Source organism: Streptomyces sp. NBC_01016 (assembly GCF_026341035.1).
Classification (GTDB): Bacteria; Actinomycetota; Actinomycetes; order Streptomycetales; family Streptomycetaceae; genus Streptomyces.
Map to the genome: position 1 here is coordinate 3,028,774 of NZ_JAPEOQ010000002.1, position 14,631 is coordinate 3,043,404.

A 14,631-nucleotide genomic window follows, 5' to 3' on the forward strand; every position below is an offset into this window, starting at 1 on the left:
ATCGCTACTCGGCGACCCCGTCGCGGGTGCGCTGGTAGTGGCGCCTCGCCTTCATCCGGTTTCCGCAGACGGCCATGGAGCACCAGCGGGCCCGGTTGGTCTTGCTGCGGTCGAGGAGGAACAGGCGGCACTCCGGGTTGGCGCACGGACGCAGCCGGCCGGGCTTCGCCTTCTGCAGCGCGCTCCATGCCAGGACCGCCTCCACGGCCGGTCGGCGCTCCGCGGGGACGTCGAGCTCCCAGGTCACGCCGTCGGGGGAGAGGTGCGGCCGGGAGCGCACGCCCTCAAGGATCGGGGCCAGCGACGTGGCCGGCCGGGCGCCGCGCACCACCTCCTGCAAGGCGTCGCGCGCCTGCACCAGGTGAGCGAGTTCCCGGGTGCTGCCGCTGCCGCCGTGCGCCTTCTGCCACGCCTTGGCCGCTTCGCGGTCGGCCAACTCGTCCGTAGGTGTCCCGTTGGTCACCGGTGTGGTGTTGAGGAGTTCCAGCAGTGTGTCCTGCTGCCCGGGGTCGATCACTGCAGTACCTCCTGTCCGGCGTTTCCCGCGTCGAGTTCGCCTGCAGGCTACTTGCCGCGAAGGTGCGGCAACCGCCGTCTACTCAACCCTAACCCTTTAAAGCGCATTGACCGGTTATCCCGACTGTGCTCCACTGGGCCTGTAACCGGTAAATCGCGAATGAGGGGTTAGGGTCATGTCCTCCACGGTCCACCACCGCACCGCCACCATCAACGGTCTCGATGTCTTCTACCGGGAGGCCGGTGATCCGAAGGCGCCCGCCGTCGTGCTCCTGCACGGCTTCCCGACCAGTTCGCACATGTTTCGCAACCTGATCCCGGCGCTCTCCGACCGCTATCACGTGATCGCACCCGACCACATCGGCTTCGGGCAGTCCGCGATGCCCGCGCTGCGGGACTTCCCGTACACCTTCGGCGCGCTCGCCGACGTCACGTCCGGGCTGCTCCAGCACCTGGGCATCGACAGGTTCGCGATCTACGTGCAGGACTACGGCGCCCCGATCGGCTGGCGGCTCGCCCTGAAGGACCCGGAGCGGATCACCGCGGTCATCACGCAGAACGGCAACGCCTACGAGGAGGGCTTCGTCCGGCCGTTCTGGGACGGTCTTTTCGCCTACGCCGCGGCGCCGGGGCCGGACACCGAAGGGCCCGTGCGCGCCGCCCTGACGACGGAGGACGTCCGCTGGCAGTACGTGACCGGGGTGGCGGATCCGAGCGTGGTCAGCCCCGACAACTGGGTCCACGACCAAGCACTCCTGGACCGCCCCGGCAACGCCGAGATCCAGCTCAAGCTCTTTCGCGAGTACCCCACCAACGTGGACCTCTATCCGGCCGTCCACCAGTACTTCCGCGACTCCCAGGTCCCGCTGCTCGCGGTCTGGGGCGCGGGCGACGAGATCTTCGGGCCCGACGGCGCCAGGGCGTTCGGCCGTGACCTGCCGGACGCCGAGATTCATCTGCTCGATGCCGGACACTTCGCCCTGGAGAGCCGCCTCGAGGAAGTCACGGAGCACATCCGTGGGTTCCTCGCCCGGGTCCTGGCCTGACGTCCGCGAGCGGCGGCCGGGCCCTGGTCCGCACGGCCCGTGCAGTAGAAAGAAGCCCATGAAGATCACCGACATCACGCTCGACCACCTGCGGCTCGAACTCGACCCGCCGTTCCGTGCGGCCTGGGACCCGGACCCGCGGCGGCACTTCGACGCGACCATCGTGCGGGTGCACACCGACGAGGGTGTCACCGGCATCGGCTCGGGTGACACCATGGACGGCTTCGACGCCTTCCGGCACCTCTTCATCGGCCAGGACCCGCTGCACATCTCCCGGCACGTGAAGGCGATCGAGACGGCGAACTTCCACGGCGGCCACTACTGGCCGCTCGAAGCCGCCCTGTGGGACATCGTCGGCAAGGTGCACGGCCGGCCCGTGTCCGAGCTGTTCGGCAATGCCACCAAGCGCCTGCCCGCCTATGCCTCGTCGGGGGAGCTGAAATCCCCGGAGGAGCGCGTGGCCACCGCCCTGAAGGTGCGTGAGGCCGGCTTCAAGGCGATGAAGATACGGATCGACCGCAACCGGGTCGGCGAGGGCATCGCGGCCGTACGCGCGGTGCGCGAGGAACTGGGCGAGGACTTCGACATCATGGTCGACCTCAACCAGTCCTGGCGAATGGCCGGCGACACGGCGGACGCGACCGACCTCGCACGCACCCGCAAGACCGTCGCGCGCCTCGCCGAGCTGGACGTGTTCTGGGTCGAGGAACCGCTGCCGTACGCGGATCTCGAAGGCTTCAAGCGGCTGCGTGCGGAGAACCCGGGCGTGCGCATCGCGGCGGGGGAGATGCACCACTCGACCACCGAACTGCTCCGCTACCTCGAAGAGGACGCGCTGGACATCTACCAGATGGACGTCGTCCTGGCCGTCGGCATGCACCGCGCACGCACCCTGGCCGAGGTGGCCCAGCTCAAGCACCGCCACTTCACCCCGCACAGCTGGACCAACGGCATCGGTGTCCTGGCGAACGTGCATGTCTCGGCAGGCGTCGGCGGCGGCCCCTACTTCGAGTTCCCCTTCGACCCACCGGGCTGGACCCCCGAGCGCCGCGACTTCATGCTCGCCGAGCCGGTGCGGGTGGACGCGGACGGGTGTGTGCGGGTGCCGGATGCGCCCGGGCTCGGTGTCGAGCTGGACGAGGACGCGGTGGAGCGGTGGCGGGTCGGCTAAGTGCGTCACCACTGGAGCCCTAGGCGTGCGGAATCGTGAGGCGGAACTGGGCGCCGCCACCCGGCGCGGGTTCGGCGACGAGGTCGGCGTGGTGTGCGTGCGCGATCTGGCGGGCCATGGCGAGGCCGAGGCCGGACCCGGGCAGGGCGCGGGCGCTGCGGGCGCGGTAGAAGCGGTCGAAGACGTAGGGCAGATCCTGTTCGGAGATGCCGGGGCCGTGGTCGCGGACGGTCAGCTCCAGGGTGTCCGACACGGAGGTGAGCGTGACCCCGACGGGGCGGCCCGGCGGGCTGAACTTGGCCGCGTTGTCCAGCAGGCTCGACAGCAGCCGTGACAGCCGCGCCGGCACACCTGCGACGGTGGCGGTGCGCGCCTCGGGGGCGATCGACAGGGTGAGCGGGGTGGCCGGCCAATGGCCGCGTGCCGTCTCGACGGTGTGCGTCACGATGTCCGCGAGACGTACCTCCTCGATCAGCGGGTCCGGTTCCTCGTTCCGGGCCAGCTCGACCAGGTCGTTGACGAGGAGGGTGACCTCGCGCAGCTGGCGGCCCAGCGCGCCGGCCGCGCGCTCGCGCTGGGCGTCGCTGAGGCGGGAACTCCTGGTGAGCAGTTCGGCGTTGGTGCGCAGCGCGGTCAGCGGGGTGCGCAGTTCGTGGGAGGCGTCGGCGACCAGGCGGCGCTGCGCGCCGATCGACTTCTCCAGCTCGTCGAGCATGGTGTTGAAGGAGGCGGCGAGACGGGTGATCTCGTCGTCCTGGCCGGCGCGTTCCGGCGGCAGCTCGATGCGGTGCCGGGCATCGCGCGTGGCGGCGATGCGTTCGGCCGTGGCGGTGAGCCTGCTGACGGGCGCGAGTCCCGTGCGCGATACCCAGGCACCGAGGGCGCCGGCCAGCAGCACACCGGCCACTCCCATGCCGCCGAGCAGCACCGCGGCCTGACGCACACCCCGGTCCACGGTGTCCGCCCGCACGGCGACTTGGAGGGCGCGTCCCTCGGGCAGCGGTGTCGTGAGCATCCTGGCCCGGTGACCTGACAGCCTCAACTCGCTGTAGTACGGCCCCCGTTCGCCGGAGGCCACCTCGCGCGTGGAGTCGGTGACCGGCAGGAGGTACGGCTGCGTCGGGTCGTCGTCCGGCTGCGCGGGGACCAGCTGCGCGCAGGCCGGGGCGGCGAGGTAGCGGCACTGGCCCTGCACCACACCCGAGGGCTCGTGGCCGTACTGCTGGGTGGCCAGCCGAGCGGACTGCGTCAGGTGCAGGTCGAGCTGGTGCAGCAGCTGATGACGGATCACCACGAAGCTGCCGGCGCACAGGCCGACGGCCGCGGCGGCCACGGCCGCGGCGGCGGCGAGGGTCAGTCGGGTGCGCAGGGGACGGCGGCGCATCCAGCGGGCATGTCTGCGCCCGCCCTTCGGCAGCGGCCGGGACTGCGGTTCCGTGCTCTGCGGTTCCGTGCTCACGCCAGGTCCAGCCGGTAGCCGACGCCATGTGCCGTGTGGACGAGCCGTGGCTCGCCGTCGGCCTCCAGTTTGCGGCGCAGATACCCGACGTAGACGGCGAGGGAGTTGGAGTCGGGACCGAAGTCGCGGCCCCACACCCGCTCCATGATCGTCTCGCGGGGGAGTACCTGCCCGGGGTGGCGCAGCAGCAGCTCGAGGAGGGAGAACTCGGTGCGGCTGAACTCGATGACACGTGTGCCGCGCCGCCCGCTCCGGCTGGCCGGGTCGACGACGAGGTCGGCGAAGCCCAGCGTCGTCGACGACTCCTCGGGCGCGGCGCTGCGACGCAGCAGGGCCCGGATCCGTGCCACCAGCTCGTCAAGCGCGAACGGTTTGACCAGGTAGTCGTCGGCCCCCGCCTCCAGGCCGTCCACCCGCTCGCTCACCGAGCCCAGCGCCGTGAGCACCAGGACCGGCGTGCGATCGCCGAGCGCCCGCAGGCGGCGGCAGACCGCGAGGCCGTCCATGCCAGGGAGCATGACGTCGAGCACCATGGCGTCCGGCTCCCAGGCGGCGAGGGCCGAGAGCGCCGCGAGGCCGTCCTCCGCCCCGCGCACCTCATAGCCCTCGACCGTGAGTCCGTCCTCGACGGCGTACCGCACCTCCGGCTCGTCGTCCACCACCAGAACCTTCGGTGCGTTCGTGCACCCGTCGGCCGCGTTCATGGGGACAGCCTGCCAAAACCTGGTCTTAGAAAGTTCTTAGAGCGCGCCAGCAGTGTGACGGCCATGAGGACACAGCGAACATCCCATGGCCGGCTGTCGGTGGTGATCGGCGCGGGCGGCACGGGTGGACACATCTATCCGGGGCTCGCGCTGGCGGACGCGCTGCGGCGCGCCGTGCCCGACGCCGAGATCTCCTTCGTCGGCACCGAGCGCGGCCTGGAGACCCGGCTCATCCCGGAGGCCGGGTACCGCCTGCACACCGTCGACATGATCCCCTTCGACCCGTCGCTGGGTGCCCGGCGGTTCCTGCTGCCCGCCGCGCTGGTCAAGTCCGGCGCCCAGGCCAAGTCGGTGCTGCGTGCGCAGCGGGCACAGGTCGCCGTCGGCATGGGCGGGTACCCGAGCGCCCCGGTGATCGTCGGAGCGCGGATGGCCGGGCTGCCCAGCGTCATCCACGAATCCAACGCGGTGCCCGGGCGGGCCAACCGGTTCGCCGCGCTGCTCACCGACCAGATCACGCTGGCCTTCGAGGAGAGCCGGGCACATCTCGCCGGCAGCCGGCACGCCGACGTCGTGGGCATGCCGATCGCCTCGGAACTCGCCGCGCTGGACCGGCCCCGGCTGCGCGACGACGCCCGGCGGGCCCTGGGGGTCCCTGCCCACGGACGGCTCCTGCTGATCAACGGCGGCAGCCTCGGCGCCGCCCGGCTCACCGCGGCCGCCGCCGACCTAGCTCGGCGTTGGCGGGACCGCACCGGCGTCCACCTGCTGATCAAGACCGGACCCGCGGCTCTGGAGGACATCCGCCGGCGACTCGTCGAGACCGGCGGGGACCGCGTGGCGACCGCCGTGCCCTACCTCGACCGCATGGACCTGGCGTACGCGGCCGCCGACCTGGCCGTGTGCCGCGCCGGGTCCGCGACCGTCGCCGAACTCGCGACCACCCGCACCCCCGCCGTCCTGGTGCCCTACCCCTACGCGCCGGGCGACCACCAGACGCACAACGCGCGGGTCCTCACCGACGTCGGCGCGGGACTCCTGCTGCCTGACGCGGACACGGACGCCGCCAGCCTGGCCGCTCTCGTCGAGCCACTGCTGGCCGAACCGTCCCGGCTGGCCGCCATGTCGGCCGCCGCGCACCCCGGCCGACACGGGCGGGCGGCCGACCTGCTGGCCGCCCACGTCCTGCGCCTGGCCGGTCGCCCTGGCACCCACCCCACCACTCTTCCCGCACCCCACACGGAGATCGCCATATGACCACCAACACCCACCACACCGCCGCTGCCGCCGACTTCGACTGGACCGGCCGCACGGTGCTTGTCACCGGAGCCGAAGGCTTCATCGGCTCCACCCTCGTCGACCTCCTCGTCGCCCGCGGGGCGAAGGTCCGCGCCTTCGTCCACTACAAGCCGTACGGCGAGAAGGGCAATCTCGCCCCCTATCTCGGTGCCACCCACGGTCCCGTCGAGATGATCGCCGGTGACGTCCGGGACGCCGGTCGGGTCATGGACGCCGTCGAGGGCTGCGACACCGTCTTCCACCTCGCCGCGCTCATCGGCATCCCCTACAGCTACGACTCACCCGGCGCGTACGTGCAGACGAACGTCGTCGGCACCGAGAACGTGGCCGAGGCCTGCCGCAGGCACCAGGTGCGCCGCCTGATCCACACCTCCACGAGCGAGGTCTACGGCACCGCCCTCACCGCCCCGATCAGCGAGGCGCACCCGCTCCAGCCGCAGTCCCCGTACTCCGCCTCGAAGATCGGCGCGGACATGATGGCCCTGTCGCACTGGCACGCCTTCGAGCTGCCGGTGACGGTGGTGCGCCCGTTCAACACGTACGGCCCCCGGCAGTCGGCGCGCGCCGTCATCCCCACCATCCTCGCCCAACTGCACGCCGGCCGACGCCAGATCAAGCTCGGCTCCCTCACCCCCACGCGCGACTTCACCTACGTCACCGACACCGCCCGCGGCTTCCTGGCCATGGCCGCCTGCGACGCGGCCCTGGGCCACAGCGTCAACCTCGGCACCGGCCAGGAGATCGCCATCGGGGACCTCGCCAAGGCGCTGATCAACGCCTCGGGCCGGGACGCCGAGGTCGTCGTCGACCGGAGCCGGCTGCGCCCGTCGGGCAGCGAGGTGCACCGGCTGCTGTCCGACAACTCCCGCGCCCGGGATTGGGCGGGGTGGGAGCCGGAGGTCGCGCTGGACGAGGGGCTGCGCCGCACTTCCGACTGGGTCGCGGAGAACCTGCACCTGTTCGCGGCCGACCGCTACCAGGTCTGACCGACGGATCAGGAGGCGGCCGACGTTGAAGTGTCGGGGGCCGGGACGACGCTGAGGCCACGGTGGCGGATCCGGTCACGGCCCCACTCCCCGAGCGGCAGCAGCGCCTCGTTGAGCGCCGCGCCCGACTCGGTCAGCGCGTACTCCACCTTCGGCGGCACCTCCGCGTAGACCGTGCGGAGCACGAGGCCGTCCTCTTCCATCTGGCGCAGATGCTGGGTCAGCATCTTCTCGCTCACGCCCGTCAGCGCACGGCGCAGTTCGGCGAAGCGCCGGACGCCGTGCGCGTGCAGCTCCCAGAGGACAAGGCCCTTCCACTTTCCGCTGACGACGTCGAGTGCGGCGTCGATACCGCAGATGTAAGGGCCGTTGCGGGGCGCCTTCGCCATGTCCTGCAGCCTCCGGTCTCTGCTTGCATACAAAGCTTGCTTACAAAAAGGTAAGTACCGCAGTAAATAGTGGGTACTTCCGCGACGATACCGCCTTGCGCAGCATGGTCGTCGTGTCCGAACCCACTAGAAAACCAGTCCAGTTGACCGACGTCAGCATGCTCGGCCTCGGCGCGATGGGCAGCGCGCTGGCGGCCGCGCTGCTCGACGCCGGACGCTCCGTGACCGTCTGGAACCGAACCCCTGGCCGTGCCGCAGAGTTGATGACCCGCGGAGCCCGTGGCGCGGGCGCGGTCGGTGAGGCCGTGACGGCGAGCCCGGTCGTCGTCTGCCTGCTCAAGTACGACTCGGTCCGGGACACCCTCGGCCCGGTCGCCGACGAGCTGCGCGGTCGCACCCTGCTCAACGTCACGACCACCACGCCGAACGAGTCCCGCCAACTCGCCGCCTGGGCCGCCGAGTTCGGTGTCACCTATCTCGACGGCGCCATCATGGCCGTACCCGCCATGATCGGAACCCGCGAGGGCCAGATCTTCTACAGCGGCTCGCGGAAGGCCTACGACACCCTCCTGCCGACCCTCGACGTCTGGGCCACGAGCGAGTTCCACGGCGAGGACGCCGGCCGGGCGTCGCTGGTGGACCTGGCGATGCTGTCGGGGATGTACCAGATGTTCGCGGGCTTCATCCACGGTGCGGCGATGGTCGCCCCCATGGGGATGAGCGCGTCCGACTTCGCCGCCCGGCAGGCCCCGTTCCTGGCCGCCATGACCCACGGACTCGCCGGCTTCGCGGAGATCGTCGACGGCGGCGACTACGCCGTCCCCGGCCAGCAGAGCCTGGACTTCTCCGACCTGTCGCACATCGTGCGGGCCAGCGAGGAGCAGGGCGTCGACGCCGCCCCGATCGCCGGGGTCCAGGCGCTGATCAGCCGACAGATCGATGCGGGTCACGGCCGGGAGGGGTTCGCGCGGATCTACGAGAGCCTGCGCGCCGCCCGTCCCACCACCCGCCCCACTACCCGCCCCGAGGAAGGAACCGCAGCATGAGTACCACCCCCGTCACCCTGATCGGTCTCGGCCCGATGGGCCAGGCCATGGTCCGGGCGCTGCTCGCGGCCGGCCACCCCGTGACCGTCTGGAACCGCACTGCCGCCCGCGCCGACGGCCTCGTGTCCGACGGCGCCACCCTGGCCGCCTCGCCCGCCGACGCGGTCGCCGCGAGTGAACTGGTCATCCTCAGCCTCACCGACTACCAGGCGATGTACGACATCCTCGGCGGCGCGACCGCTGAGCTGGCCGGCCGCACGATCGTCAACCTGAGCTCGGACACCCCCGACCGGGCCCGCGAGGCCGCGGCCTGGGCGGCGTCGCACGGGGCGAAGTTCCTGACCGGCGGCGTGATGGTGCCCGCGGAGATGGTGGGGACCGAGGCGGCGTACGTGTACTACAGCGGACCGCCCGAGGTCCTCGAGGCGCACCGCCCGGCGCTGGCCCGCATCGGGGCGCCGCGCCATCTCGGCGAGGACGCGGGCCTGGCGCAGTTGATGTACCTGGCACACCTCGACGTATTCCTGACGAGTCTGTCGGCGCTGCTGCACGGCACCGCGCTGCTGGGCTCGGCCGGGATCAGCGCGACGGCGGCGATCCCGGAGCTGATGTCGACGCTGACCGGCATCCCGGCCATGATCGAGGCCGGCGGGGACATCGGCGCGCAGATCGACTCCGGTGAGCATCCGGGACACCTGAGCACGGTGACCATGATGGGCGCGACCGCGGACCACATCGCCGCCACCAGCGCCACCGCCGGGGTCGACCTCGCCCTTCCCCGCGCCGTCCAGGCGCACTACCGCCGCGCGATCGCCGACGGCCACGGGAAGGACAACTGGACGCGCATCGTCGACGGGATCCGGGCCCCGCGAGCGACACCGTAGCCGGGTCAACGAGGCGTGGCTGATGGCGAGTTCGGTCGCGGCAGCGTGTCGATAGGTTCAGGCGCTTCCAGCCGAATCCTCACCGGCCAGGAACGGACGCAGCAGAGCCAGCAGGGCGTCTGGCCGGTGCAGCGGGATGATGTGGCCGCAGTCCTCGATGAGGTGCCCGGTGAGATCGTCGGTGACGGGGCGGAGTTGGCGTTCCAGGGCTGAGCCGACCGGCTGCGCGCCCAGCGCCATCGTCGGCACCGTCAGGCGGGCCGCGGCGACCGCGTCCTCGATCTGCGCCGCGCTCTCGGGCATGGCCCGGTAGTACGAGAACGCGCAGGTCAACGCCTGACGGCCGGTGTATGCGCGGACGAAGGCGTCCCGGACGGCGGGGCGCACGCCGTCGCCACCCGTGCCGGCGTGGAGGAACCAGTCGACGTACTCGGCTTCGTGGCCCTCCAGCACGGTCTCGGCCAGTCCGGGCGCGGCGGAGTGGAAGCCGAACCACCACGGCGGACCGCCGGCGAGGAACTCCTCGGCGCCGGGCAGTCCGCCCAGCAGTGACTCCATGACGACCAGGCGGCGGACGAGGTCGGGGCGGCGCAGGGCGAGGAGGAAGGCCGGCGGGGTACCGGCGTCGATGCCCACCACCGCGGCCGAGGACACACCGAGCGCACCGAGAAGCGCGGCGGCGTCCTCGGCCAGGGTGCCTGCGTCGTACCCGGATTCGGCCCTGCTGCTCGCGCCGAACCCGCGCAGGTCCGGGGCGATGACGCGGTAACGGTCGGACAGATCGGCCATGACGTCCGTCCACAGCTCCCAGGTGTGCGGGAAGCCGTGCAGCAGCAGGACGGCGGGTCCCGAACCGGCAAGGGCGACGTTGAGTTCGACACCGTTGACGGAGATGCGTCGGAGCTCGGGCACGGAGGGACTCCAAGGGCGGTGAGGGAGGCGTGGATGAGGGAGAGGCGGTGAGGAATAGTGACAACCTCACGGTAAGGAACTAGCCTGATCCGCCCAAGACGGCACTTTCCCTTCAGGTGGTGAGCCCCAGGTGACCACGTCGAGATCCGGCGGACGTGAGCAGCGACGCGGTGAGCGTGGTGAGCGCGGTGACCTGCTGGATCCGCTCTGCCCGACCCGCCGGTTGCTCGACCGCATCGGCACCAAGTGGACGTCGATGGTGGTCAAGGTGCTGGCCGAGCGGGCTCCGGGCGAGATCCGCTTCGCTGAACTGCGGCGCCTCGCCCCCGGCATCTCGCAGAAGATGCTCTCCGTCACCCTGCAGAACCTGGCCCGCGACGGCCTGGTCGCGCGTCGCGTGGAACCCACCGTCCCGCCCGCAGTCCACTACCGGCTCACCGAGCTCGGCCTGTCCCTCGAAGGGCCGCTCTCCGCGCTGCGGGTCTGGGCCGAGACACACATGCCGGAGATCGACCGCAACAACCAGCTCGCCGACGAGTCGTCGCCCGACTAGCCACTGGCACCCATGAGGCATGATCGGGGCCATGAGACATCCGCATCTGGCGAGTACCGAGGCCGCTGTGGTGGCGGTTCGTGAGGTTGCTCGGGAGTACCACCTCGAGGTGTCCGTCACCGACGACATCGGCGCCGACCAGACGTCCCGCCGGACCTCGGCCGGGGTCTTCACCGTCCTCGACCCGGACGGCACGCTGCCGCACGAGGCACACATCGACCTCGGCGGCTCTCCCGCGGTGTCCGTCCGGATCTTCCCGGACGGCGACGCGAAAATCACGGTCGAGAACGTCGACTTCGACGACATCCCCCGAGACGCCGTCCCGGCGTTCCTGCGGTCCGTCTACGGAGGCCTGGCCCACGTAAAGCGAAGGCGGTTCCCTCCCGCCCTGTGGCTGATCGTGCCGCTGCCCGGTGACGACACCTACAAAGAGCTGATCCTGCCCAGTGCGCTCAGCCCTTGGCTCGCCCGCAACGTTCAGGAACGGAACACCCCATGAAGGCAGCGCAGTTCAGTCGGTTCGGCGGTCCCGAGGTGCTCGAGATCGTCGAGCTCCCCGATCCGCATCCGGGAGCCGGGGAGATCCGGATCGCGGTGCGCGCCGCCGGTGTGAACGCCAGCGACTGGAAGAAGCGACAGGGGCTGATGGACCAGGAGTTGCCCCAGACGATGGGCTACGAAGCCGCGGGGGTCGTCGACGAAATCGGGGACGGGGTCGAGGAAGTCGCCGTCGGGGACCGGGTGTTCGGGTTCGGCGGTGACGGCGCCGCGCAGGCGGAGCGGGCCGTGTTGTCCGCATGGGCGGCCATCCCCGCGTCGCTGGACTTCGCCGGCGCCGCGGCCCTGCCCTCCTCGGTAGAGACCGCGGCGAGAGCCCTCGACCAGCTCGGCGTCCGCAGCGGTGGCACGGTTCTCATCAGCGGGGCGTCGGGCACCGTCGGCAGCGCCGCCGTCCAACTCGCCGTCGCCCGCGGTGCGCGGGTGATCGGCACCGGCAGCCCGGCCACCCATGACCGCCTCCGCGAACTCGGCGCGGAACCCGTCGCGTACGGCGACGGCATGACCGACCGGGTCCTGGCCCTCGCGCCGAACGGGGTCGACCTGGCGCTGGACGTCGCCGGCAGCGGGATCCTGCCCGAGCTGATCGACCTCGCCGGCGGTGCGGACCATGTCATCACCGTCGCCGACTTCGAGGGGGCGCAGCGGCACGGTGTGCGCTTCAGCCGCGGAGACACCGGCCGCGCCGTCTACGCGCTGGGTCAGGTGGCCGAGCTGATCGCCGCGGGCCGGTTCACGCTCCCCGTCGGCCGGACCTTCCCCTTGGCCGACGTCGCCGAGGCGCATCGGGTCGGGGAATCCGGCCAGGTACGCGGAAAGCTCGTCCTCTTGGTCTGAGGTTGCCCGCTGAGGCGATGAGGTTTCCTCCCGGGCGGAGTCCTCCCTACGTCACCGCGATCGCGGGACGACCGCCCAGGGAAGGACGACCCGTGACCACCACCCACACCCTCGACGTCGCCGGTGCCCGGCTGCACTACGAAGTCCGCGGCTCAGGACCGCTGTTGCTGGTCATGGGGTCGCCGATGGATGCGGAGGCGTTCGGGCCGCTGGCCGACGCGCTCGCGAGCGACCACACGGTCGTCACCCACGACCCGCGGGGCATCTCCGGCAGCCCCCTCGACGACCCCGAGCAGGACTCCACCCCCGAACTGCGGGCGGACGACGTCGCCGCGCTCCTGGACGCCCTCGGCGCGGATTCCGCCGACGTGTTCGGCAGCAGTGGCGGGGCGGTCACCGGGCTCGCCCTCGTCGCACGGCACCCCGGGCGGGTGCGCACGCTCGTCGCGCACGAGCCCCCGCTGCTGGAGCTGCTCCCCGACGCCACGGAGCAGCTCGCGGAGGCGGACGACATCGTCGAGACCTTCCACCGGGAGGGGGTGGGCGCGGCGTGGATGAAGTTCATGGCCAACGCCGGGTTCGACGTCGGCGACGGCGAGGACGCCGCCCTCACGCCGCCGCCCGGGGAGCCCTCGGACCAGGACCTCGCCAACAGCGCCCACTTCTTCGGCCACGAACTGCGGGACACCATCCGCCACGTACCCGACATCGCTGCGCTGACGGCCCCTCCGACCCGCGTCGTGGTCGGTATCGGCGCCGGCTCGGCGGGCCTGATCACGGCCCGTACCTCCAGGGCACTGGCCGAACGCATCGAAACCGCTCCGGTCGAATTCCCCGGCGACCACGGCGGCTTCATCGAACAGCCCAAGGAGTTCGCCGAGCGGCTGCGCGAGGTGCTGAAGGACTAGCCGACGAACGGCGGCGGTCGGCGGGCGACGGGCCACAGACGGCGGGGCCCGCCGACCGGTCCCGGCTAGAAGGTGACCTCGAGCCCGATGACGGGATGCCTGCGGTGCCGTCCCGAGATGGCGGAGTACCAGTCGCCGATGCGCGCCATCACGTACTTCTGGCGCAGCAGAGCACCCGCCTTCTTCGTCTCCGCCTCGTCCAGCACCCGACCGGTTCCCGTGGCCCGTACGGCGTCCGGGGCGACGCGGCCGCGGACGTCGCAGACGGCGACCTCGGCCCGGGAGTCGCGGCGCAGCCGCTTGACCTTCCAGGCGTCGGCCGCGCTGCGCACGTAGAGCCGGTCACCGTCCATGGCGTGCCAGACCGCGGTGGCTCTCGGTGTGCCGTCCTTGCGGTATGTGGTGAGGCTGACGTAGCGGGCGCGCTGGAGCGCGGCGAGTGTGGCGGGGTCGAGTGAGGTCACAGGGGGACGGTACCGGGAAACGTCAACCCATCTACCGTCCAGGGGTGTTGGCGGCGCGCTTCGGCGCGATCCGGTTTTCATGACACGGCCCTGGACGAGAAGCCCATGGCATAAGGTCTGCTTGCTTCCGGGGAGGGGAACATTCATGCGTGCAGGGTTGAGTCGTGCTGTCGCGTCCACAGTGAGTATCACCTTGGTGGGTTTACTGCTATCCGGATGTGGGCGGGCGGCCCAAGCGGACAGCGAAGGGCCGGCGGATTCATTGGAGTACGCCCACGTGACTCACCTGCCCGAAAGGCTGTCCGAGGACGGCACGACCTTCCAAGTGGGGTCATCCACCGCGCCGAAGGTCATTCACGTGTACGAGGACATGCGTTGCCCGGTGTGCGGCGAGTACGAGGCGGACGGTGCGGCGGCGGTACGTCGGCTGGCTCTCTCGGGCGACGTCAGGGTCGACTACACGCTGGCTTCGTTTCTCGACGACCGGCTTGGCGGGTCCGGGGCCAAGCGTGCGGCCAATGCCTTGCGGGCCGCCTTCGACCGGGGGAAGTTCATCGAATTCCACGACGTCCTGTTCGCCCATCAGCCGCAGGAAGCCGTCGATGGGTATACCGATGCCTTTCTGCTGCGTATGGCCTCTCAGGTGAAAGGCCTGCGCGGCAAGGAATTCGACACCGCGGTGCGCACCATGAAATACCGTGCCTTCGTGGGCGCGTCACAGCGGGCGTACGAGTCCGTCGGGGCGCCCGGAACTCCGACGTTCTTCGTGAACGACACCCCTGTGCCGGACGACCTGCGCGAGAACATGTTCGACCGGGACATGGTGGGGATGGTGCTCGTCGCACTCGGAGGGCCTGATCAGGGGCCGGGACCGGCGAACTGATCATTGCTGATCTGCC

At 71.1% G+C, this 14,631-nt stretch carries 17 protein-coding genes; 11 read left to right on the forward strand and 6 right to left on the reverse strand.

What is annotated here, in order from left to right:
* Nucleotides 1–4 precede the first annotated feature (4 nt).
* Nucleotides 5–517, reverse strand: coding sequence for a CGNR zinc finger domain-containing protein (locus OG746_RS40540; protein WP_266723861.1), 513 nt, complete (start codon nt 515–517; stop codon nt 5–7).
* A 175-nt stretch (nt 518–692) separates the two neighbouring features.
* Between OG746_RS40540 and OG746_RS40545 the strand changes: the two genes are divergently transcribed.
* Nucleotides 693–1,562: an alpha/beta fold hydrolase gene (locus tag OG746_RS40545; RefSeq protein ID WP_266723862.1), complete on the forward strand. Its 870-nt coding sequence runs from the start codon at nt 693–695 to the stop codon at nt 1,560–1,562.
* 58 nt (nt 1,563–1,620) lie between these two features.
* Complete coding sequence (locus OG746_RS40550) at nt 1,621–2,733, forward strand: mandelate racemase/muconate lactonizing enzyme family protein (protein ID WP_266723864.1); 1,113 nt, start codon at nt 1,621–1,623, stop codon at nt 2,731–2,733.
* A 19-nt stretch (nt 2,734–2,752) separates the two neighbouring features.
* Here the strand turns inward: OG746_RS40550 and OG746_RS40555 are convergent, their stop codons facing one another.
* On the reverse strand, nt 2,753–4,117 hold the full coding sequence (locus tag OG746_RS40555) for a sensor histidine kinase (RefSeq protein ID WP_266725720.1): 1,365 nt from the start codon (nt 4,115–4,117) through the stop codon (nt 2,753–2,755).
* A gap of 71 nt (nt 4,118–4,188) precedes the next feature.
* Nucleotides 4,189–4,896 carry a response regulator transcription factor gene (locus tag OG746_RS40560; protein ID WP_266723865.1) on the reverse strand — a complete coding sequence of 236 codons (708 nt, stop codon included), beginning with the start codon at nt 4,894–4,896 and terminating at the stop codon, nt 4,189–4,191.
* Nucleotides 4,897–4,959: 63 nt separating this feature from the next.
* On the opposite strand from OG746_RS40560, the gene OG746_RS40565 reads away from it, so the two are divergent.
* Both OG746_RS40565 and OG746_RS40570 read left to right on the forward strand, forming a co-directional pair.
* A complete protein-coding gene (locus OG746_RS40565; protein ID WP_266723866.1) occupies nt 4,960–6,153 on the forward strand; it encodes a UDP-N-acetylglucosamine--N-acetylmuramyl-(pentapeptide) pyrophosphoryl-undecaprenol N-acetylglucosamine transferase in 1,194 nt (397 codons plus the stop codon).
* Complete coding sequence (locus OG746_RS40570; RefSeq protein WP_266723868.1) at nt 6,150–7,181, forward strand: GDP-mannose 4,6-dehydratase; 1,032 nt, start codon at nt 6,150–6,152, stop codon at nt 7,179–7,181. The genes OG746_RS40565 and OG746_RS40570 overlap by 4 nt, the downstream gene beginning before the upstream one ends.
* 8 nt (nt 7,182–7,189) lie before the next feature.
* On the opposite strand, the gene OG746_RS40575 is transcribed toward OG746_RS40570, so the two are convergent.
* Nucleotides 7,190–7,570, reverse strand: coding sequence for a winged helix-turn-helix transcriptional regulator (locus OG746_RS40575; protein ID WP_266723870.1), 381 nt, complete (start codon nt 7,568–7,570; stop codon nt 7,190–7,192).
* A 113-nt stretch (nt 7,571–7,683) separates the two neighbouring features.
* On the opposite strand from OG746_RS40575, the gene OG746_RS40580 reads away from it, so the two are divergent.
* Both OG746_RS40580 and OG746_RS40585 read left to right on the forward strand, forming a co-directional pair.
* The gene (locus tag OG746_RS40580) at nt 7,684–8,616 is read left to right on the forward strand and encodes an NAD(P)-dependent oxidoreductase (RefSeq protein ID WP_266723872.1); all 933 of its coding nucleotides are present in this window, start codon (nt 7,684–7,686) and stop codon (nt 8,614–8,616) included.
* On the forward strand, nt 8,613–9,500 hold the full coding sequence (locus OG746_RS40585) for an NAD(P)-dependent oxidoreductase (RefSeq protein ID WP_266723874.1): 888 nt from the start codon (nt 8,613–8,615) through the stop codon (nt 9,498–9,500). Before OG746_RS40580 ends, OG746_RS40585 begins: the two co-directional genes overlap by 4 nt.
* 57 nt (nt 9,501–9,557) lie before the next feature.
* On the opposite strand, the gene OG746_RS40590 is transcribed toward OG746_RS40585, so the two are convergent.
* Nucleotides 9,558–10,412, reverse strand: coding sequence for an alpha/beta fold hydrolase (locus tag OG746_RS40590; protein ID WP_266723876.1), 855 nt, complete (start codon nt 10,410–10,412; stop codon nt 9,558–9,560).
* Between the two features lie 130 nt (nt 10,413–10,542).
* Between OG746_RS40590 and OG746_RS40595 the strand changes: the two genes are divergently transcribed.
* From OG746_RS40595 to OG746_RS40610, 4 genes are all read left to right on the forward strand, one after another.
* A complete protein-coding gene (locus tag OG746_RS40595; RefSeq protein ID WP_266723878.1) occupies nt 10,543–10,965 on the forward strand; it encodes a winged helix-turn-helix transcriptional regulator in 423 nt (140 codons plus the stop codon).
* A gap of 31 nt (nt 10,966–10,996) precedes the next feature.
* The gene (locus tag OG746_RS40600) at nt 10,997–11,464 is read left to right on the forward strand and encodes a hypothetical protein (RefSeq protein ID WP_266723880.1); all 468 of its coding nucleotides are present in this window, start codon (nt 10,997–10,999) and stop codon (nt 11,462–11,464) included.
* On the forward strand, nt 11,461–12,360 hold the full coding sequence (locus OG746_RS40605; RefSeq protein WP_266723882.1) for an NADP-dependent oxidoreductase: 900 nt from the start codon (nt 11,461–11,463) through the stop codon (nt 12,358–12,360). Before OG746_RS40600 ends, OG746_RS40605 begins: the two co-directional genes overlap by 4 nt.
* Before the next feature lie 92 nt (nt 12,361–12,452).
* Nucleotides 12,453–13,268, forward strand: coding sequence for an alpha/beta fold hydrolase (locus OG746_RS40610; protein ID WP_266723884.1), 816 nt, complete (start codon nt 12,453–12,455; stop codon nt 13,266–13,268).
* Between the two features lie 65 nt (nt 13,269–13,333).
* On the opposite strand, the gene OG746_RS40615 is transcribed toward OG746_RS40610, so the two are convergent.
* Nucleotides 13,334–13,732, reverse strand: coding sequence for a PPOX class F420-dependent oxidoreductase (locus OG746_RS40615; RefSeq protein ID WP_266723886.1), 399 nt, complete (start codon nt 13,730–13,732; stop codon nt 13,334–13,336).
* 277 nt (nt 13,733–14,009) lie between these two features.
* Between OG746_RS40615 and OG746_RS40620 the strand changes: the two genes are divergently transcribed.
* A complete protein-coding gene (locus OG746_RS40620) occupies nt 14,010–14,615 on the forward strand; it encodes a DsbA family protein (protein ID WP_266723888.1) in 606 nt (201 codons plus the stop codon).
* The last annotated feature ends 16 nt before the right edge of the window (nt 14,616–14,631 follow it).

Coding starts and splice junctions, on each gene's coding strand:
- OG746_RS40560 (WP_266723865.1), bottom strand. CDS start 4,896: ATGAACGCGGCCGACGGGTGCACGAACGCACCGAAGGTTCTGGTGGTG.
- OG746_RS40605 (WP_266723882.1), top strand. CDS start 11,461: ATGAAGGCAGCGCAGTTCAGTCGGTTCGGCGGTCCCGAGGTGCTCGAG.
- OG746_RS40555 (WP_266725720.1), bottom strand. CDS start 4,117: ATGCGCCGCCGTCCCCTGCGCACCCGACTGACCCTCGCCGCCGCCGCG.
- OG746_RS40545 (WP_266723862.1), top strand. CDS start 693: ATGTCCTCCACGGTCCACCACCGCACCGCCACCATCAACGGTCTCGAT.
- OG746_RS40550 (WP_266723864.1), top strand. CDS start 1,621: ATGAAGATCACCGACATCACGCTCGACCACCTGCGGCTCGAACTCGAC.
- OG746_RS40570 (WP_266723868.1), top strand. CDS start 6,150: ATGACCACCAACACCCACCACACCGCCGCTGCCGCCGACTTCGACTGG.
- OG746_RS40600 (WP_266723880.1), top strand. CDS start 10,997: ATGAGACATCCGCATCTGGCGAGTACCGAGGCCGCTGTGGTGGCGGTT.
- OG746_RS40575 (WP_266723870.1), bottom strand. CDS start 7,570: ATGGCGAAGGCGCCCCGCAACGGCCCTTACATCTGCGGTATCGACGCC.
- OG746_RS40585 (WP_266723874.1), top strand. CDS start 8,613: ATGAGTACCACCCCCGTCACCCTGATCGGTCTCGGCCCGATGGGCCAG.
- OG746_RS40565 (WP_266723866.1), top strand. CDS start 4,960: ATGAGGACACAGCGAACATCCCATGGCCGGCTGTCGGTGGTGATCGGC.